This window comes from Micromonospora sp. CNZ297 (assembly GCF_007827625.1).
This window is the reverse complement of sequence record NZ_VISU01000004.1, coordinates 240009-258992: the sequence shown is the minus strand read 5'-3', so window position 1 is coordinate 258992 and position 18984 is coordinate 240009. Positions and strand designations below refer to the sequence as shown.

Below are 18984 nucleotides of genomic sequence, written 5' to 3'. Positions count from 1 at the left end.
GATGCCCTTTTCCGCCCGGTCCGCGCGGCCGGTTCCGGCCGCGTGGACCTCGTCCGCCGGATCGGGGACGAGCGGGGGCCGTTCCCCGATGTCGGGGCCCCGCCTGCTGCCTAGCGTCATCTGGGGTCGGCACAGGGCCGGCATCAGGAGGGTGGAACCCGGGACATGGGCAGGCGACCGGTGACCGTGCGGCTGGCACGGTGGAGTGCGGAGCATCCGTGGCGCGCGATCGCGTTGTGGGTGGTCTTCGTGGCGGTGTGTTTCGTGGGCGGCAGCGCCGCCGGGCTGAACGAGGCGACCGACGAGGATCAGGCGATCGGTGAGTTCGGACAGGCACAGCTGATCGTCGACAGTGGCGGGTTCGACCGGCCGGCGACCGAGAACGTGCTGATCACCGCCCGCTCGGGTTCGCTCGACCAGGCCGCGGCGAAGGCCGCCGCGCAGGACGCGGCGGACCGGCTGCGGCAGGTCGACGGCGTGGCCTCGATCGGTACGCCGATGCCGTCGCGCGACGGCAGCGCGCTGCTGGTGCCGATCACCATGTCGGGCGACCCGGGCACCGCCGGTGACCGGGTGCAGCCGCTGCGGGACACCACCGCGAAGGTGCAGGACGCGCACCCGCAGCTACGGGTGGAGCAGGTCGGCGGCCCGTCGATCGACAAGGCGCTCGACGACACGCTCGGCAAGGACTTCAAGCGCGCCGAGCTGCTCAGCCTGCCGGTGACGCTGGCCATCCTGATCATCGCGTTCGGCGCGCTGATCGCCGCCGGGGTGCCGGTGCTGCTGGCGCTCTCCTCGGTGGCCGCCGCGATGGGCCTCTCCACACTCGCCTCGCACCTGGTGCCGGCCACCGACACCACCGCCAGCGTCATCCTGCTGATCGGCATGGCGGTCGGCGTTGACTACTCGCTGTTCTACGTGCGGCGGGAACGGGAGGAACGGGCCAAGGGCCGATCCGGACTGGACGCGGTGGAGATCGCGGCGGAGACCTCCGGGCACGCCGTGGTGGTCTCCGGCACCGCTGTGATCATCTCGATGGGCGGTCTGCTGCTCGCCCAGGACGCGATCTTCTCGTCGCTGGCGGTCGGCTCGATCCTGGTGGTCGCGGTCGCCGTGATCGGCTCGCTCACAGTGCTGCCGGCGCTGCTGGCGAAGCTGGGCCGCTGGGTGGACCGGCCGCGGGTGCCGCTGCTGTGGCGCCTCACCGCGCCGCGTGACGGGCAGCCGGCCCGGCCCCGGTTCTGGCCGGCGGTGCTCAAGCCGGCGCTGCGCGCGCCGGTGGCCACGCTGCTGATCTCGGTCGCGCTGCTGCTCGCGCTCGCCGCGCCCGCGCTCGGTATGAAGCTGAAGTTCCCTGGCCCGGAGGACGTGCCGCGCACCACGGCGGCCATGCAGGCGTACGACCGGCTCACCGCGGCCTTCCCGAGCAACGGCACCAGCCACACGGTCGCCGTGCGGGCACCGGCCGAGCAGGCCGACCGGGTGCGGGCCGCGCTCACCGACCTGGCCGGCCGTACCGCCGCCGACCCGCTCTTCGCGCCGGCCGAGGGGGACGGCCCGGAGATCCAGGTGTCGGCGGACCGGCGGGTGTCGGTCCTGGAGGTGGCCACGCCGCACGCCAGCCGCTCCGACGAGGCGTCCCGGTCGCTGCACGAGCTGCGCGAGGACCTGGTCCCGGCCACGCTCGGCGGCATCCCGGGCGTGGAGTACGCGGTCGGCGGCGGCGTGGCCGCCAGCGAGGACTACGCCGCCCACATCTGGGCGAAGCTGCCGATCGTCGCGGCGTTCGTGCTGGCGCTGACGTTCCTGGTGATGGCGTGGACGTTCCGGTCGATGGTGGTGGCGCTGACCTCGATCGTGCTGAACCTGCTCTCGGCCGGCGCCGCGTACGGGCTGCTGGTGCTGGTCTTCCAGAGCACCTGGGCGGAAGGGCTGCTCGGCTTCACCTCGATGGACGCGATCGTCACCTGGCTGCCGCTGTTCCTGTTCGTGGTGCTGTTCGGACTGTCGATGGACTACCACGTCTTCGTGGTCAGCCGGATCCGCGAGGCGGTCGACCGGGGGATGCCGACCCGGGAGGCGGTGGCGCACGGGATCACCTCGTCGGCCGGGGTGGTGACCAGTGCGGCGGTGGTGATGGTGGCGGTGTTCTCCATCTTCGCCACGCTCAGCATGATCGACTTCAAGCAGCTCGGCATCGGCCTGGCGGCGGCGATCCTGCTGGACGCCACGATCATCCGCGCGGTCGTGCTGCCCTCGGTGATGACGCTGCTGGGTGACGCGAACTGGTGGGCGCCGCGGTTCATGCGCCGCCGTACGCCCACCCCGGCGGTCGAGCCGCCGCCCGCCCCGGCGCCGGAGCTGGTCGGCGCCCGCTGAGCCCGAGCGGACCCGCCCCGGCGCCCAACCGGAAGTGCCGAACAGCTTGACATCTGTTCCGGCTCGTGCCGGCCGCTGAGAAGGCATTCGTGTTCGCGCGGTATACCTGAGAGTCATAAGTATGACTCTCAGGTATACCGCCTTCCGTGCATCTGTTCGCCGCTGAGGGTGACGGAGAGTGTTGGCAGCTTTCGTACCGGATGATCGTCATCGGCGCCCCGCTCCCCGGCGAGCGGGGCCGCCGGGGTTGTCACGGCAGGGCGCACGGCTCCCGCCAGGCGTCCAACTGGCGGTCCTTGCGGATCGAGGCGAAGCCGTAGCCGACCGAGGTGACGCAGAAGTCCGCCGGCTCGCCGGTGTACTCGACGTGGAAGACCGGCTTGCCGGCGTCGACGAACGGCAGCAGCTTCGCGCACTCGCGGCGGCGTACGCACTCCTGGTTGACCGCGAAGTCGAAGTCGGGGGCCAGCGCGGCCACCTGCGGCACGTCGTCGACCAGGCCGGGGGAGAGGTCCAGCTTGCGGGCCAGCCCGGCCAGCCGGCGGTTGAACAGCAACTGGTCGTCGAAGTCCAGCGGGAAGCCGGAGCGGTGCCGGTAGCCGTCCGCGTCGGCGAGCGCCACCGCGCCGAAGCCCTTGCCCCGGCACAGCCGGAACCGGTCGGCCAGCACCGGCGCGAGCGCGTCCCAGCCCCGTACGTCCAGGAAACGGCTCCCCGGCCGTCCCGGCACCGCCGCGCCGCGTACGGCGGCGGGGAAGCGGGTGGCGTCCGGGTCGTCGGCGGCGTACGTGCCGACCCGGACGTGGCAGACCAGCCGGCGGCTCTGCTCGCGCAGCTCGGCGGTCTCGGCCGAGGTGGTCGCCACCGCGTCGAGGAGGAAGACGTCGGCGTCGACCGCCACGTCCACCGGGGTGGTGAGCTGCCACTGCCACCGCCAGCGGTCGGCCTGCGCGGCCGGCCAGGGCGTGGGCGCGCCGGGCGGCGTGATCGGCCGGCGGCAGGCCGGCACCGGGGCGAGCAGCAGCGCGGTCAGCGCGAGCGCCACGCCCCGGCGCGGGCCACGTCGGCGGACGTGGGCCGGCCGGGAGCGCGGCGCGGCCCACACCGGTCGGATCCGCATCGACAGCTCCCCGGACGCGGGCGGCCCGACGCCGCCCCCGACCGGTCAACGAACGCCGGGCCGGTCACGACGCGCGGTCAGCTCGGGGTGGCGAAGACCTGCGTCCAGTACGGCCCGTTGCTGCGCGCCACGCCCACCCCGATCTGGGTGTACGAGCAGTTGAGGATGTTCTTCCGGTGGCCTTCGGAGTTCATCCAGCCCTCCATGACCGCCGCCGGGGTCTGGTAGTTCCAGGCCACGTTCTCGCCCACCATGCGGTAGCTGTAGCCGGCGGCCTTGACCCGGTCCCAGGGCTGGCTGCCGTCGCTGCCCGTGTGGTCCATCTTCTTGTGGTCGGCCTGGTCCTGGCTGTGCCGCTGGGCGGCCAGGTTCAGCTTGGCGTTGACCGTGAGCGCCTTGCAGCCGGCCTTCGCCCGCTCCTGGTTCACGATCGTGACGACCTTCTGGAGTTCGGCGCTGAGCCCGGTCGTGGCGGTGGCCTTGGTGCTCGTGGAGCCGCCGCCCGACGTGCCGCCGCTCGGGGCGCTGCTGCGCTCCTGCTGCCGCGACGGGGCGGTGCTGCGGCTCGGCTTCGGGGTGGCCTTCTTCGTCGGGCTCGGCACGACGGTGGTCGGTACGGCGGACGGGCTCGCCGACTCGGGCGCGAGCGCGTCGGCGGGCGCCTCATCGGTCCCGTCGGGCGCCTGCGGCGCGGCGGCCACCGGCGCGTCTGCGGAGGTGCGCTTCGTGCCCTGGTCGTCGCCGGGCAGCAGGACGGCGCCCACGCCGAGGCTCACCACGAGCGTCGCCGCGGCGGCGGCCCCGCCGATCACGAGTGGCCGGGACAGGCGCCGCTTCGGGCGCTGCCGGTCGTCGGCCGGGGTGTCGGTCGCCGGCTGCCAGGTCGCGGTGGGCTGTTCCCAGCCACCGGCCGGCTGCTCGTGCCCCTGCCAGGCGGTGGGCTGGTCCTGGCCCTGCCACGCCGCGGGCTGCTCGTGGCCCCGCCACGCGGGCTCCTGGCCGTGCCACGCGTCGGTCGGCTGCTCCTCGCCGTTCCACCTGTCCCGGGCCGGCGGGTACGAGCCGGCGGGTCCGTAGGCCGGGGGTGCGCTCTCGGGGCGGAAGCCCCCGGCGGCCGGCTCGACGCCGTGACCGGCGGGCCGCTGCTGCGCTTCGTCCCCGAACAGGTACGACGACCGCGGCTCGGGCCGGTCGCTGAGCCACGCCGGACCCTCGTCGGTCGGCGGCTCGGGACGCCGGCGGGCGCCCTCCGGTTCGATCGGGTCGTTCCAGCGGTACACGCCTGTCCCCTCCACGGGTCGGTTGCGGGCCGGGGTGACGCTACGGGCGCACTCCGAGCTGCGGCAACGTGGCTAAGAAAGAGTTAAGGCGAAGCCGGCGGCAAGGATGAGTCGTTCACACATTCCCGGCGTACAGTAAAGGCGTCCGGACAGAGCGTGTCCGCGCCTTGTGGCAGCCCCCCGGCGAGTGGACCGGCCGACGTGGAGATGATCTACGGCCTTGGTCAACTTGACGAAGGAGGGGGTTTCGGCTCAATATGTAGGTGTCGCCAGTCGCGCCCAGCCATGCCCCGATGCAGTGGGAATGGCAGCCGCGAACATCATGGGCGCGCGTTGGCCGGCCTTTCCGGCAGCGCACATCAAGGAGTCAGCATGGCGAAGGCCCTCTACGGCCACGTAAGTGCAGCGCCCGACCGGCGTCTGCTCGACGAGGTCACCCGACTGCGTGCCAGGGTTCAGGCACTGGAGTTCGAGATCACGCGTCTGCGCGCCGACAACGATCGGCTTGCGGCGGCAGCGGCGGAGGCCGATGACCTCCTCCGTCTGGCCGAGCCCGCACTGACCTGATCTCCAGTTGTCGGAAAACTGAATCGCACCACACCGAAAAGCGCGCCGACACTCAAGTGCCGGCGCGCAGCCATGTGCGTACCCCTTTTCGTCGCCGGCGTCGCAATTCTCGATCTTGCGGAACCGTCCGGAATTGCGCCCGGTAATTGTGATCATGCATTTCCGTTCCGCCCGCGACCGCGGGGCGGAGAGCGGACAGCCGGTCCGGCGGGTGGGTCGCGTGGCGGCGGCGCCCCGGTCCCGGGTTAGTCTGCGGGTTCACCAGGTCCGCGCAGCCGGCGACGGTACGGCGGCCACCGGACGAGGATCGAGAAGGTGCATCTCAAGAGCCTGACGGTGAAGGGCTTCAAATCCTTCGCCTCCGCCACGACGTTGAAGCTGGAGCCCGGGATCACCTGCGTGGTGGGCCCGAACGGCTCCGGCAAGTCCAACGTCGTCGACGCCATCGCCTGGGTGCTCGGCGAGCAGGGCGCCAAGGCGCTGCGCGGCGGCAAGATGGAGGACGTCATCTTCGCCGGCACCGCCGGACGGGCGCCGCTGGGCCGGGCCGAGGTCACCCTCACCATCGACAACACCGACGGCGCGCTGCCGATCGAGTACACCGAGGTCTCCATCACCCGCCGGATGTTCCGCTCCGGCGAGAGCGAGTACGAGATCAACGGCGACTCCTGCCGCCTGCTCGACATCCAGGAGCTGCTGTCCGACTCGGGCATCGGCCGCGAGATGCACATCATCGTCGGGCAGGGCCGGCTCGACGGCATGCTGCACGCCAAGCCGGAGGACCGGCGGGCGTTCATCGAGGAGGCGGCGGGCGTCCTCAAGCACCGCAAGCGCAAGGAGAAGGCGCTGCGGAAGCTCGACGCGATGCAGACCAACCTCAACCGCCTGACCGACCTCACCGCCGAGCTGCGCCGCCAGCTCAAGCCGCTGGGCCGGCAGGCCGAGGTGGCCCGCCGCGCCGCCGGCATCCAGGCCAACCTGCGCGACGCCCGGCTGCGGCTGCTCGCCGACGACCTGCACACGCTGCGGACCACACTCGACAAGGAGATCGCCGACGAGACCGCGCTGCGCGAGCGGCGCGAGCTGATCGAGGCCGAGCACGGCGAGGTGCAGGGCCGCCTCGGCGAGCTGGAGGCGGCGCTGGCCGAGGACGCGCCGCTGCTCGCCGCGGCGCAGGACACCTGGTACCGCCTCTCCGCGCTCCAGGAGCGGTTCCGCTCGATCGAGCAACTGGCCCGGGAGCGGCTGCGTCACCTCAGCGCCGCCGGCGACGACGAGCGCCCCGGGCGCGACCCCGAGCAGCTGGAGGCGGAGTCGCGGCGGGTCCGCGAGCAGGAGGAGGAACTGCGCGCGGCGCTCACCGAGGACCAGATCCGGCTGGCCGAGGCGGTCGAGCACCGCCAGGAGCTGGAACGGCAGCTCGCCGCCGCCGAACGGGAACTGGTCGCTGCGGCCAAGGCGATCGCCGACCGGCGGGAGGGGCTGGCCCGCCTGACCGGCCAGGTCAACTCCGCCCGGGCGCGGACCACGAGCGCCGGCGAGGAGATCGAACGGCTCGCCGCCGCGCACACCGACGCGATGGGCCGCGCCGAGAAGGCGCAGGCGGACCTGGACGCGGTCGCCGAGCAGTCGACCGAAGCGGACCGGGACAACGCCGACCTGGACGCCCGGCACGACGAGGCGGTGGCCGTCCACGAGCGGGCCCAGGCGGCGGTGCGCAGCCTGGCCGACGGGGAGCGCGCCGCCGAGAAGGACGCCGCCACCTGGAAGGCCCGCGAGGAGGCGCTCGCCATGGGGCTGCGCCGCAAGGACGGCGCAGGGGAGCTGCTGGCCCGCGCCGACCAGGTGCCGGGGCTGCTCGGCAGCCTCGCCGGGCTGCTCACCGTCGCCCCCGGTGACGAGGCGGCGCTCGCCGCCGCGCTGGGCGGCCTGGCCGACGCGGTGGCGGTCAGCGGTGTGGACGAAGCGGTCGAGGCGATGCGGCTGCTCAAGATCTCCGACGCCGGCCGGGCCGGGCTGCTGGTCGGCAGCCCCGCCGGGCCGGGCATGGACGGGCCCGCCGACGCGTTGCGCCCGAAGCTGCCCGAGGGCGCCCGCTGGGCCCCCGACCTGGTGGAGTGCTCGCCCGCGATCCGCCCGGCCGTGCACCGGGCGTTGCGCGACGTGGCGCTCGTCGACGACCTGGCCGCCGCGTCCGCGCTCGTCGCCGCGAATCCGGAGCTGCGCGCTGTCACGCCCGACGGCGACGTGGTCGGGGCGTACGCGGCGGCGGGCGGGTCGGCCAAGGCGCCCAGCTTCATCGAGGTGCAGGCCGCCGTCGAGGAGGCGCGGGCCAACCGGGCCACCGCCGAACGCACCGCCGCGGAACTGCGCGAACAGCTCGCCGAGGCGCGCGCCGAGGTGGCCGCCGCCAAGGAGGCGGTGCAGCACGCCGCCGCCGCCAAGCGGGAAGCGGAGAGCCACCGCAACGCCGCCGCGCGCCGCCTCGCCGAACTGGGCGCCGCCGCCCGCTCGGCCAAGGCGGAGACCGACCGGCTCGGCGAGTCCCGGGCACGCGCCGAGGCGGCCCGGGAGCGGGACCTCGTGGCGCTCGCCGAGCTGGAGGAACGGCTGCGGCTGGCCGAGGCCACCCCGCTCGACGCCGAACCCTCCACCGAGGAGCGCGACCAGCTCGCCGCCATGGTGCCGCAGGCACGGCAGAACGAGATGGAGGTCCGGCTCGCGGTGCGTACCGCCGAGGAGCGGGTGGCCTCGATCGCCGGGCGGGCCGACTCGCTGGCCCGGCAGGCCACCGCCGAACGGGCGGCGCGGGAGCGCGCCGCGGCCCGGCGCGCGGCCCGCACCCGCGGCGCCCAGATCGCCCGCGCCGTGGTCGGCGGCGCCCGGGAGGCGCTCACCCGGCTCACCGTCTCCATCGCCCGGGCCGAGGAGCACCGCGACGCCGTCGCCCGCGAGCGCGCCGCCCGCGAGGCCGAGCTGTCCGAGGTACGCGGCGCGGCCAAGCGCCTCGCCGCCGAGCTGGAACGGCTCACCAGCCAGGTGCACCGCGACGAGGTGGCCCGCGCCGAGCAGCGGATGCGCATCGAGCAGCTGGAGGCCAAGGCCGCCGAGGACTTCGGGCTGGACGTGCCCACGCTCGTCGCCGAGTACGGCCCGGACCGGCTGGTCCCGCCCACCGACGCGGACGTGGCGCTCGCCGAGAAGGAGGGCCGGCCGGTGCCCGAGCCGGTCCGCTACGAGCGGCCGGTGCAGGAGAAGCGGGCCGCCAAGGCGGAGCGGGAGCTGGCCCTGCTGGGCAAGGTGAACCCGCTCGCGCTGGAGGAGTTCGCGGCGCTGGAGGAGCGCTTCAAGTTCCTCTCCGAGCAGCTGGAGGACCTCAAGGCGACCCGGCGTGACCTGCTCACCGTGGTCAAGGACGTGGACGACCGGATCCTGGAGGTCTTCGCCAGCGCGTTCGAAGACACCGCACGGGAGTTCGAGCAGGTCTTCACCGTGCTGTTCCCCGGCGGCGAGGGCCGGCTAGTGCTCACCGACCCGGAGGACCTGCTCACCACCGGTGTCGAGGTCGAGGCCCGGCCGCCGGGCAAGAAGATCAAGCGGCTCTCGCTGCTCTCCGGCGGGGAGCGGTCGCTGACCGCGGTGGCGATGCTCGTGGCGATCTTCCGCGCCCGGCCCAGCCCGTTCTACATCATGGACGAGGTGGAGGCGGCGCTCGACGACGTGAACCTGGGCCGCCTGATCACACTGCTGGCGCAGTTGCGGGAGAAGAGCCAGCTCATCGTGATCACGCACCAGAAGCGGACCATGGAGATCGCCGATGCGCTCTACGGAGTGACGATGCGCGCCGGTGTGACCCAGGTGATCAGCCAGCGGCTCAACCGGGCCGACGACGAGGAACAGGTGACAGACGAGTGAGTCGGGAACGCGCCACGGCGCTCCTGGTGGACTTCGACGGCGTGCTGCGCCGCTGGGATCCGGCGGTGGCCGCCGGTGTCGAGCGGGAGTACGGGCTGCCCGAGGGCGTCCTCGGTGAGATCGCGATGTCCTGGGGGCTGCTCCAGCCGGTGCTCACCGGCCAGGTCAGCCACGCGAAGTGGATGGCGAGCGTGGCCGACGCGCTGACCCCGACGATCGGCGACCCGGAGCGGGCCCGGGCGGCGGTGGACCAGTGGCAGAGCTACCGCGGCGAGGTCGACCCGGACGTGCTGGCGTTCGTCCGCGAGGTGCGGGCCGCGGGCGTACGGGTGGGGCTGGGCACCAACGCGACCGACCTGCTCGACGCCGACCTGGCCGCGCTGGGCCTGACCGGGGAGCTGGACGTGATCGTCAACTCCTCGGTCGTCGGGGTGCACAAGCCGGCGAAGGAGTACTTCCAGGCCGCCTGCGAGGCGCTGGAGACGCCGCCGGGGCGGGTGCTGTTCGTCGACGACGAGGACCGCGCGGTGGCCGGCGCCCGGGTGGCTGGTCTGTCCGCGCACCGCTGGAGCGGCCCGGCCGACCTGCGGTACCTGCGGGCGGCGCTGGCGTACTGAGCCGGACGGGCCCCGTGTCCCGCCCGGCTCGTGCGCCGCTCACCGCAGGCCCGGCACCTCGGTGACCGTGAACGGCGGGGCGGGCGTGGTCGCGAAGAGCTGGCTGTCCACCCAGAGCAGTCGGCCGGCGTCGCGCGCCACCGAGGTGGGCGACCGCTGGATGCCGACCGGGCGGGACCGGTCGACCACCTGGGCGGTACGTAGTTCCTGGTCGAGCCGGGCCAGGTTCACCAGGAACCGGGTGCCGCCGGCGCCGTCCGGTTCGTTGACCACGCCGTAGAGCCGGTCCCCCTCCAGCAGCAGGCCGTCCGCGCCCATCCGGCCACCGCTCACCTCGACCTCGGTCACGGACCGGTCGGCGAGGTCGACCCGGAACAGGCGCTCGCCGCCCTGCTCCGCGACGAGGGCGACCCGGCCTGACGGGTCGACCACGATGCCGTTGAGGAAGACCGGGACGGCCGGGAAGTCGTCCGGACCCACCCAGGGGACCAGGGCGCCGACGCGCCCGCCGGTGAGCCCGGCCCGCCACACGGTGCCGGTGGCGGAGTCCGTGACGTAGACGGCGTCTTCGGTGACCGCCAGGTCGTTGAGGGCCGTGCCGGGTGCGGCGGCGCGGCGGGCCAGCAGGGTGCCGTCCGGCGCGTACACGAAGAGCGTGCCGGTGGTCCAGCCGGCGACGAGGACGCGGCCCCGGCGGTCCACCCGGACCCCGGCGGCGCTGGTCCGGCCGTCGGCACCGGGGGCGAGGAACGGGCGCAGCCCGGCCCGGCGGGTGTCGCCCCGGTAGACCGCGCCGGTGGCCGAACTCGTCACGTACATGGTGCCGCTGGCGGTTACCGCGAGCCCTTCGGGCAGCACGCCGGGCGCGCGGGAGACGACGTAGGTGTCGGGATGGACGTCGGTGGGGGCGGGCCGGGGTACGCCGACGGTCACCGCCGTCAGGACCGCGGCGGCCGCCGCGGGGAGTGTCTTCACGCCACGCAGCGTCCGGCGGCGCCGGCCCGCCCGGAAGCCCCTTTCGGCACGGGCCGAAAGGTGGCTACCGTTCGCCGGTGACCACCCTGCGACTCAACGCCGCCGACCTGAGCCGCACCGTCCTGCGGTCCGAACCGGCGGTGCTGGTCGAGCTGGCGATGGCCGCCCAGCGGCTGGTCCTGGCCGACGTGCCGGAGCACCTCGCCGGGTGGCGGACCCGGACCCGGGCGGCGTTGCGCCCCGAGATGCGTTCCTACCTGGACCTGTGCCGGACGCCGTACCTGGTGCCGGACCTGGTGACCCCGCCGGTGTTCGACGGCGGCCTCGACGCCCTGCTGGACCGGGTCGCCGGCACCCCGGACGAGGTGCTCGCCGCCGAGCTGGGCCCGCTGGTGGCGTCCGGCGCGCTGCCCGCCCGGGTGGCGCCGCTGGCCGCCGGGGAGCCCGCCGCCCGGGCCCGGCTGCGGGCCGCGATGCGCGCCTTCCACGGCGTGGCGCTCGCGCCCTACTGGTCGGAGATCGAGGGCGCGGTACGGGCCGACCGGGCGGTACGCGGCCACACGCTGGCGGTCGGCGGCCTCGACCGGGTGTTGCGCGATCTCAGCCCGTACCTGGCCTGGGCCGAGACGGGGGAGCACTACGCGCTGTCCTACCGGTGCGCGGTCGCCGACGACGTCGAGGTGGCCGCGGGCGGCCGGGGCCTGACCCTGCTGCCCTGTCATCTCGCCCCGCAGCCCTACCTGCTGGCGGACCCGGGCGGCCCGCTGGTGCTGGTCTACCCGATCCGGCCGGGGCGGCGTGAGCTGGGGGCCGGGGCGCCACTGGCCGACCTGCTCGGGCGGACCCGGGCGGCCGTGCTGGCGGCGACCGCCGACGCTCCCGGCACCTCCCAGCTGGCCCGCCGGGTCGGCGTCTCCGCGGCCACCGCCAGCGAGCACGCGGCGACCCTGCGGGCCGCCGGGTTGATCACCACGCGGCGGGACGGCGCGGGGGTGCGGCACTGCCTCACCCCGCTGGGCGAGCAGGTGCTGCGGGCGGGCGGCCCGGCAGGGGTCAGGCCCCGGTGACGCCGTCGATACGCTCGCGGATCAGGTCGGCGTGGCCGTTGTGCCGGGCGTACTCCTCGATCATGTGCATGTAGACCCAGCGGACGCTCATCGTCCGAGTCTCGGCGGTGCCGTCCCGGCGGGGGCGCCGGAAGGTCTGATCCAGGGAGAGGGCGGCGGCGGCCTGCCGGGCGGCGGCGACCTCGGCGAGGTAGGTGGCGAAGGTCTGCTCCGGGTCGGCGTCGGCGACCGCGTTCAGGTCGGCGTCCGGGTCTTCCTGGTCGTCGTAGAGGCCGGGTGCACCAGGGTGTCGCGGTGGTGGTCGAGCCAGCCTTCGAGCATGGTGCGCTCGTCGGCGACGTAGGGCTCGTGGCGGCGGTCGATCTCGGGTGCGGTCCAGGTCATGGGCGCAGATGTTAAGAGGGGCCCCCTGTACAACGCGAGGCGTTAACAGGGGGCCCTTCCTTACACCCTCAGGGGACCACGACGACGGGCCAGCGGCCGGTGCGCACGAGCCGGGTGGCGACCGAGCCGACCAGCTTGTGCCCGGCCTGCTCCGAGGAGCCGACCACCACCATGTCGGCCCGGTGCTCGTCGGCGGCCCGGCACAGCTCGGTGTAGGCGTCGCCGCGCCGGCACAGGAACGTCACCGGCAGGTCCAGTTCCTCGGCCCCGCGCCGGCACTCGGCACGCAGCTCGTCGGCCAGCTCGTCGTGGGTCTGCTGGACCGCCCCGGCCACCACGCCGGAGAGCATCGCGCTGTACGAGGCCGGCGAGCTGACGAACACCGCCACCAGCGTGGCGCCCTGCCGCCGGGCCAGGCCGGCGGCGTACGCGGCGGCGCGCATCGAGGTGCGGCTGCCGTCCACGCCGACGAGCACGACCCGTGGCCCGTCCGTACCCCGTTCGTAGGGCAGCGGACGGGTCTGCGGGCCGTACCGCTCGCGCTCCGCGGCGTCCATCGTCAGTCCTTCGTTCCGGCCGGGACCGCCTCGGCCGTCTCCCGCCCGGCGGGGACCGGCTCGGCGTTGGAGCGGCGCAGCGGCACCTCCCGGATGAGGACCACCGCGACGAGGGCGAGCAGCCCGAACGGGGCGGCGGCCAGGAAGATGTCACCCGCGGCGTGCCCGTACGCGGCCTCGACCACTGTGCGGATCGGGCCGGGGAGCGTGTGCACGTCCGGCAGACCGCCGCCGCCCGGCCCGGAGGCCGGGATGCCGAGGCGGCTCAGGCCGTCGGCCATGTAGCCGGTGACCCGGTGGCCGAGCACCGCGCCGAGCGCGCTCACGCCGATCGCGCCGCCGAGGCTGCGGAAGAACGCCACCACCGAGCTGGCCGCGCCGAGCTCGTCCGGGCGGACGGTGTTCTGCACGGCGAGGACCAGGTTCTGCATGGACATGCCGACGCCGAGGCCGATCAGCGCCATGAAGACGGCGAGGTGCCAGTACGGGGTGTCGGCGCGCATGGTGCCCATCAGCGCGAAGCCGGCGGTGAGCAGCACCGAGCCGATGACCAGCCAGCTCTTCCAGCGGCCGGTGCTGGTGATGATCCGGCCGACCACTGTCGAGGAGACCAGCAGGCCGCCGATCATGGGCAGCGTCATCAGGCCGGACATGGTCGGGCTGGCGCCGCGGCTGATCTGGAAGTACTGCCCGAGGAACACCGAGGCGCCGAACATGCCGACGCCGACCGCGATGCTGGCGATCACGGCGAGCGTGATGGTGCGGTTGCGGAACAGGTGCGGCGGGATCATCGGGTCGGCGGCACGCTTCTCGACCCGGGCCGCGAGCGCGCCGAGCAGCGCCGCGCCGGCCACCATCACACCGCTCTGCCAGGAGATCCAGTCGTACCGGTCACCGGCCAGGGTGATCCAGACCAGCAGCAGCGAGACGGCGGCGGTGATGAGCGTGGCGCCCCACCAGTCGATCTTCACCTCGCGCTTGACCACTGGTAGCCGCAGCGTCCGCTGGAGCACGATCAGGGCGAGCACGGCGAACGGCACGCCGACGTAGAAGCACCAGCGCCAGCCGAGCCAGGAGGTGTCCACGATGACGCCGCCGATGAGCGGGCCGCCGATGGTGCCGACGGCCATGACCGCGCCGAGGTAGCCGCTGTACCGGCCGCGCTCGCGCGGCGCGATCATCGTCGCCATGATCACCTGGGCGAGGGCGGTGAGGCCGCCCGCGCCGACGCCCTGCACCACCCGGCAGGCGATCAGCTCGCCGGTGGTCTGGGCCTGCCCGGCGAGCACCGAGCCCAGCACGAAGACCACCAGGGAGAGCTGGACCAGCAGCTTCTTGCTGAACAGGTCGGAGAGCTTGCCCCAGATGGGCGTGGTCGCGGTGGTCGCCAGCAGCGTCGAGGTGACCACCCAGGTGTACGCGGACTGACCGCCGCGCAGGTCGGTGATGATCCGCGGCAGCGCGTTGGAGACGACCGTGGAGGAGAGGATCGCGACGAACATGCCCAGCAGCAGGCCGGAGAGCGCCTCCAGGATCTGCCGGTGGGACATGTCGACGGCGGTCGCCCGTGCGGGCGCAGTCGCCTGAGTCATCGTGGAGTGCCTCCGGAGCGGGGGAGAAAGGTTGCCTCGGGCAACCGTAGAAGCCGTTGCCTTGAGCAACAACTCGGGCCGGGCCCGGATTGTTCCCCCTGCCGGCGGGCTCAGAACGACTCGTTGAAGCGGTGCATCAGCCGGGCGAGGTCCGCCACGTCCTCTTTCGGCCAGCTTTCGAGCGAACGCCTTATCTGTCCGAGTCGCGCCGCCCGGGCCGCGTCGAACCGCCGGGTGCCCTCCTCGGTGAGGCTGAGCTGGGCCGCCCGCCGATCGGTCGGGTCCGGGTCGCGGCGGACCAGACCCAGCGCCTCCAGCCCGCCGATCTGGCGGCTCAGCGTGCCCTTGCCGATCCCCAGCTTCGCGGCCAGGTCGGTGAGCCGGATCGACCCGGAGCGGCGCAGCCAGAGGAGCAGGCCGTACGCGTTGGGCTCCAGGTTCGGGTGGACCTCGCGGGCGATCTCCCAGGACAGCGCCCGGCCGCGGCGCAGCAACGCGGTCAACTCGTGCTCCACGGCGCGCAGCGTCTCGTCCACGCTCAGAGGGTACTCAGTCCTCGTCGCTGAGTTGCTGTCGCGCCACCGGCCGCAGCTCGCCCTCGCTCGTCGTCCCCTCGATCACCACGGCGGCCCTGCGGCCCTGGTGCGTGAGCGTGGCCACCGCGTTCCCGAAGTAGGGCCCGGCCAGCTTCCGCCAGCGCACCGGCGGGCGGCGTACGCCGGCCGAGCGCGCCAGCGCCCGGGTCGCCCCGGCCGGGCCGGGATTCCAGCCCAGCGTCATCAGCGGGCGCATCGCGGCCGGCACCTGGTTGTGGATCGGCGAACAGGTGAGCTGGTGCACGGGCGTACGGACGTTGCGGTCGGCGAACCGGGCCCGGGCCACGTACGAGTGGTGCACGTCACCGGAGAGCACGCTGATCGACGCCGGTCGCGCGTACGCCGGCCCGGCGCCCACCCGTGCCCCGGTGCGCGGCGCGGTGCCGCTGCCCAGCCGCGCGAACAGCTCGCCCAGCGCCTCGAACGAGCGCCGGAACGCCCCCCAGTGCTCCAGGTCCAGCGCCCGGCGGATCTGCTCGGAGAGCCGGGCCACCCAGGGGCGGCCGGAGTCGGCCAGGCGCTCGTTCCACGCCTCGACGTGGTGGATGCCCGGCGGCAGCAGCCACGGCAGCGAGCTGCCCACCACCAGATGGTCGTAGGTGCCGTGCGCCTGATCGAGGAACCACGACCACTCGCCCGGCGGCAGCATCGCCCGGTTGCCCGGCAGGAGCACCCGGCTGGACCGGTTGTCCAGCATGACCAGGCGGGTGCGGCCCAGGTCCAGCGCGTAGCTCCATTGGTACTGCACGGCCCGCCAGCGCTCGGTGTCGTGCGCCAGGTCGGCCTCCTTGTCGACCCGCTCGCCGAACTCGTGCAGCACGCCGGTGGCGTCCTCGGCGGCGACCACCTTCGCGTACACCGGGTCGGCGGCGATCTCGTCCGGGCTGAGGTTGCCCAGGTGCTGGTAGACCCAGTAGGAGGCGAGGCCGCTGCGGATCCGCTCGGCCCACCACGGCTGCTCGCGCATGTCCGCGCGCCACGACTGCGAGGTGTTCCAGTCGTCGATCACCTCGTGGTCGTCGAAGATCATCACGCTCGGCACGGTGGAGAACAGCCAGCGGATCTCCGGGTCGCGCCACGACTCCAGGTAGAGCTTGGTGTACTCGTCGAAGCTCACCACCTGCGTCGCCGGGGCGTCCTTCGGCCGCCGCCGGCGCCGCTTGAGCAGCCGCCGCACGGTCGGCGAGGTCTCGTCCGCGTACACCTGGTCGCCGAGCAGCACCAGCAGGTCGGGCAGCACGGCCTCGTCGGGCGCGGCCATCACCCGGCGGGCGTACGCGTCCAGCGCGTCAGGCGGCAGCTTCCGCGCGGTGGAGTGCTGGGTGGTCTCCCGGCACGAGCCGAACAGCAGCCGCACCGGCTGGTCGGCGTCGTCGAGCGCGCGGGTGCGGATCACGCTGGGCGGGAACGACGAGTCGGGCAGCGGCCACGCCACCTCGTCGTCGATCAGCACCTCGTACGTCGTGGCGCTGTCCGGGGTGAGCCCGCTCACCACGACGATCGCGTAGTGGTGGTCGTACGCGGAGAAGGTGGGTGCACTGCCGGTGGCGCCGTCCGCGGTGCGGACGGTGACCACGGCGGGCGAACTGGTCTCCACCCAGACGGTCGCCCGCGTGTCGACGACCCGGCGCAGCAACGGGCCGATGAGCAGGCGGGAACCGGGCACGACACACCTCCGACAAGATCGTTTCGGCTGTTCCCTACCCGGCCGGCGGTTGCGGTACGCCTTCCGGTGCGAGCGTACCCGCAGGTTGTTCGCGTGCCGAGGCGGTGAGTGGGACGCGGTCGTCGGCATCTGACAGGATTTCGGGCATGACGGAATACCTCCTCGTCGCTCTCGCCCTGCTCGGCGTGCTGATCATCGGCGGCCTGAGCCTCGTGGTGCCCCGGCTGCGCCGGCGCCCGCAGCCGCCGCTGCCGCGCACGGAGGTCGACACCCGGACGGAGGAGGACCTGGCCGGCCCGCCGGTCGAGGCCCCCGAGGCGGAACTCACCACCGGTGTGGTGGTGGAGGCGCCGCCGGCCCCTCCGGTCGAGGTGCCGCAGGTCGAGGTGCCGGAGCCGACCGCCGGCCGGCTGGTCCGGCTGCGCTCCCGGCTGTCCCGCTCGCAGAACGTCTTCGGCAAGGGCCTGCTCGGCCTGCTCAGCCGCGACCGGCTGGACGAGGACACCTGGGAGGAGATCGAGGACAGCCTGATCACCGCCGACGTCGGCATCGACGCCACCCGGGAGATCGTCGACCGGCTGCGCGAGCGGACCCGCGTGCTCGGCACCCGTACCGGGGAGGAGCTGCGGGCGCTGCTCGCCGCCGAGCTGGTGAACGCGCTCGACCCGGGCCTGGACCGCTCGCTGCGCACCGCGCCGAAGGAGGGCGTCCCGGCGGTGGTGCTCGTGGTCGGCGTCAACGGCGCCGGCAAGACCACCACCTGCGGCAAGATCGCCCGGGTGCTCGTCGCGGACGGCCGCAGCGTGCTGCTCGGCGCGGCCGACACGTTCCGGGCCGCCGCCGCCGACCAGCTGGAGACCTGGGGCGGCCGGGTGGGCGCCGAGACGGTCCGCGGGCCCGAGGCCGCCGACCCGGCCAGCGTCGCGTTCGACGCGGTCAAGCGCGGCATCGACACCGGCGTCGACACCGTGCTCATCGACACCGCCGGCCGGCTTCAGAACAAGATCGGCCTGATGGACGAGCTGGGCAAGGTCAAGCGGGTCGTGGAGAAGCACGGCCCGATCGACGAGACGCTGCTGATCCTCGACGCCACCACCGGCCAGAACGGGCTGGAGCAGGCACGGGTCTTCACCGAGGCGGTCAACGTCACCGGCGTGGTGCTGACCAAGCTCGACGGCACCGCCAAGGGCGGCATCGTGATCGCCGTGCAGCGCAAGCTCGGCATCCCGGTCAAGCTCGTCGGCCTCGGCGAGGGCAAGGACGACCTGGCCCCGTTCGACCCGGCACAGTTCGTCGACGCGTTGCTCGGCACCGAGCCGCTCGCCCGGGACGCGTAGCCTCTCCCGTGACGACTGACGATCGCGCCTACGCGGGGTGGCGCGACCCCAGCCACCCGTCGCCACGCCTCGGGAGACCGTACGTGACTTCGCAGGAGATCCCGCTGCACGGCGGGAACGTGAGCACCGTGGTCCGTGTGGGAGACACGGTCCGGCGCAACGCCGGCCCGTGGACGCCCTCCGTGCACGCGCTGCTGCGCCACCTGGAGTACGTCGGATTCACCGGCGCGCCCCGGGCGCTCGGCATGGACGAGCGCAACCGGGAGGTCCTGTCGTACCTGGAGGGGGAGTGCGGGGAGTACCCGCTGGCCCCGCACTGGGTCACCGACGAGGCCCTGGTCACGGTGGCCACCATGCTGCGGATGTTCCACGACGCGCAGTACGGCTTCACCCCGCCGCCCGGCGCGGTCTGGCGCTCGTTCGGGCCGCCCCCGCCGGACACCGAGGTCATCTGCCACCACGACGCCGCGCCGCACAACGTGATCTGGCGGCCGGACGGCACGCTCGGGCTGATCGACTTCGACCTCGCCTCGCCCGGCGCCCGCATCTACGACGTGGCGTACGCCGCCTGGACCTGGGTGCCGATCTTCTCCGACCGGGACTCGATCACGCTCGGCTGGAAGCACCCGGACCGGCCGCGCCGGCTGCGGCTGTTCGCCGACGCGTACGGGCTGATCCCGCGCGACCGGCACCGGCTCATCCGGACCATCCGCAAGCGCATCGTCGACCACGTCGAGGGCATCCGGCGGATGGCCGCCGCCGGTGAGCCGGCGTTCGTCCGGATCGTCCACAAGGGCCACCTGCGTCGGCCTATGCGTGACCTGCGGCTGCTCGACTACGAGCGGCACCAGCTGGAGTACGCGCTGCGCTGAGCAAGATCGGCGTTCTTCACACGCCGGAAACAACCCGTCACGCGTCGGAAATCGCGCGGT

The 18984-nt window shown here is 73.7% G+C and carries 14 protein-coding genes and 1 pseudogene; 7 read left to right on the top strand and 8 right to left on the bottom strand.

Annotation, left to right across the window (positions count from 1 at the left end):
• Nucleotides 1-165: 165 nt before the first annotated feature.
• A complete protein-coding gene (locus FB454_RS10075) occupies nucleotides 166-2379 on the top strand; it encodes an MMPL family transporter (protein WP_013284563.1) in 2214 nt (737 codons plus the stop codon).
• A gap of 250 nt (nucleotides 2380-2629) precedes the next feature.
• On the opposite strand, the gene FB454_RS10070 is transcribed toward FB454_RS10075, so the two are convergent.
• Nucleotides 2630-3499, bottom strand: coding sequence for an endo alpha-1,4 polygalactosaminidase (locus tag FB454_RS10070; RefSeq protein WP_145753202.1), 870 nt, complete (start codon nucleotides 3497-3499; stop codon nucleotides 2630-2632).
• Nucleotides 3500-3576: 77 nt separating this feature from the next.
• Nucleotides 3577-4779: a CAP domain-containing protein gene (locus FB454_RS10065; RefSeq protein ID WP_145753200.1), complete on the bottom strand. Its 1203-nt coding sequence runs from the start codon at nucleotides 4777-4779 to the stop codon at nucleotides 3577-3579.
• 372 nt (nucleotides 4780-5151) lie between these two features.
• On the opposite strand from FB454_RS10065, the gene FB454_RS10060 reads away from it, so the two are divergent.
• From FB454_RS10060 to FB454_RS10050, 3 genes are all read left to right on the top strand, one after another.
• Entirely contained in the window at nucleotides 5152-5346 is a 195-nt protein-coding gene (locus tag FB454_RS10060; protein ID WP_013284566.1) for a hypothetical protein, read from the top strand.
• Between the two features lie 315 nt (nucleotides 5347-5661).
• On the top strand, nucleotides 5662-9261 hold the full coding sequence (smc, locus tag FB454_RS10055) for a chromosome segregation protein SMC (RefSeq protein ID WP_145822860.1): 3600 nt from the start codon (nucleotides 5662-5664) through the stop codon (nucleotides 9259-9261).
• Nucleotides 9258-9878 carry an HAD-IA family hydrolase gene (locus tag FB454_RS10050; RefSeq protein WP_013284568.1) on the top strand — a complete coding sequence of 207 codons (621 nt, stop codon included), beginning with the start codon at nucleotides 9258-9260 and terminating at the stop codon, nucleotides 9876-9878. The genes smc and FB454_RS10050 overlap by 4 nt, the downstream gene beginning before the upstream one ends.
• A gap of 39 nt (nucleotides 9879-9917) precedes the next feature.
• Here the strand turns inward: FB454_RS10050 and FB454_RS10045 are convergent, their stop codons facing one another.
• Nucleotides 9918-10853 carry an SMP-30/gluconolactonase/LRE family protein gene (locus FB454_RS10045; RefSeq protein ID WP_145822859.1) on the bottom strand — a complete coding sequence of 312 codons (936 nt, stop codon included), beginning with the start codon at nucleotides 10851-10853 and terminating at the stop codon, nucleotides 9918-9920.
• Nucleotides 10854-10930: 77 nt separating this feature from the next.
• On the opposite strand from FB454_RS10045, the gene FB454_RS10040 reads away from it, so the two are divergent.
• Entirely contained in the window at nucleotides 10931-11920 is a 990-nt protein-coding gene (locus FB454_RS10040) for a helix-turn-helix domain-containing protein (protein WP_145822858.1), read from the top strand.
• On the opposite strand, the pseudogene FB454_RS10035 reads toward FB454_RS10040, so the two are convergent.
• The 5 genes and pseudogenes from FB454_RS10035 to FB454_RS10015 all read right to left on the bottom strand — a co-directional run bounded on the left by FB454_RS10035 (nucleotide 11907) and on the right by FB454_RS10015 (nucleotide 16715).
• Nucleotides 11907-12304: pseudogene (locus tag FB454_RS10035) on the bottom strand (mycothiol transferase). The gene FB454_RS10040 and the pseudogene FB454_RS10035 overlap by 14 nt on opposite strands.
• Before the next feature lie 68 nt (nucleotides 12305-12372).
• Nucleotides 12373-12861 carry a universal stress protein gene (locus FB454_RS10030; protein WP_013284571.1) on the bottom strand — a complete coding sequence of 163 codons (489 nt, stop codon included), beginning with the start codon at nucleotides 12859-12861 and terminating at the stop codon, nucleotides 12373-12375.
• A 2-nt stretch (nucleotides 12862-12863) separates the two neighbouring features.
• Nucleotides 12864-14453, bottom strand: coding sequence for an MDR family MFS transporter (locus FB454_RS10025; RefSeq protein ID WP_013284572.1), 1590 nt, complete (start codon nucleotides 14451-14453; stop codon nucleotides 12864-12866).
• A gap of 110 nt (nucleotides 14454-14563) precedes the next feature.
• On the bottom strand, nucleotides 14564-14989 hold the full coding sequence (locus FB454_RS10020; protein ID WP_013284573.1) for a MarR family winged helix-turn-helix transcriptional regulator: 426 nt from the start codon (nucleotides 14987-14989) through the stop codon (nucleotides 14564-14566).
• A 13-nt stretch (nucleotides 14990-15002) separates the two neighbouring features.
• Nucleotides 15003-16715: an alkaline phosphatase D family protein gene (locus FB454_RS10015; protein ID WP_013284574.1), complete on the bottom strand. Its 1713-nt coding sequence runs from the start codon at nucleotides 16713-16715 to the stop codon at nucleotides 15003-15005.
• Nucleotides 16716-16861: 146 nt separating this feature from the next.
• Here FB454_RS10015 and ftsY point away from each other — a divergent pair, with 146 nt between their 5' ends.
• Both ftsY and FB454_RS10005 read left to right on the top strand, forming a co-directional pair.
• Nucleotides 16862-18052 (top strand): signal recognition particle-docking protein FtsY, encoded by a 1191-nt coding sequence (gene ftsY / locus FB454_RS10010; protein WP_013284575.1) that lies wholly within the window; start codon nucleotides 16862-16864, stop codon nucleotides 18050-18052.
• An 8-nt stretch (nucleotides 18053-18060) separates the two neighbouring features.
• Nucleotides 18061-18924: a phosphotransferase gene (locus tag FB454_RS10005; RefSeq protein ID WP_174361701.1), complete on the top strand. Its 864-nt coding sequence runs from the start codon at nucleotides 18061-18063 to the stop codon at nucleotides 18922-18924.
• Nucleotides 18925-18984 lie beyond the last annotated feature (60 nt).

Coding starts and splice junctions, on each gene's coding strand:
- FB454_RS10025 (WP_013284572.1), bottom strand. CDS start 14,453: ATGACTCAGGCGACTGCGCCCGCACGGGCGACCGCCGTCGACATGTCC.
- FB454_RS10060 (WP_013284566.1), top strand. CDS start 5,152: ATGGCGAAGGCCCTCTACGGCCACGTAAGTGCAGCGCCCGACCGGCGT.
- FB454_RS10070 (WP_145753202.1), bottom strand. CDS start 3,499: ATGCGGATCCGACCGGTGTGGGCCGCGCCGCGCTCCCGGCCGGCCCAC.
- FB454_RS10030 (WP_013284571.1), bottom strand. CDS start 12,861: ATGGACGCCGCGGAGCGCGAGCGGTACGGCCCGCAGACCCGTCCGCTG.
- ftsY (WP_013284575.1), top strand. CDS start 16,862: ATGACGGAATACCTCCTCGTCGCTCTCGCCCTGCTCGGCGTGCTGATC.
- FB454_RS10075 (WP_013284563.1), top strand. CDS start 166: ATGGGCAGGCGACCGGTGACCGTGCGGCTGGCACGGTGGAGTGCGGAG.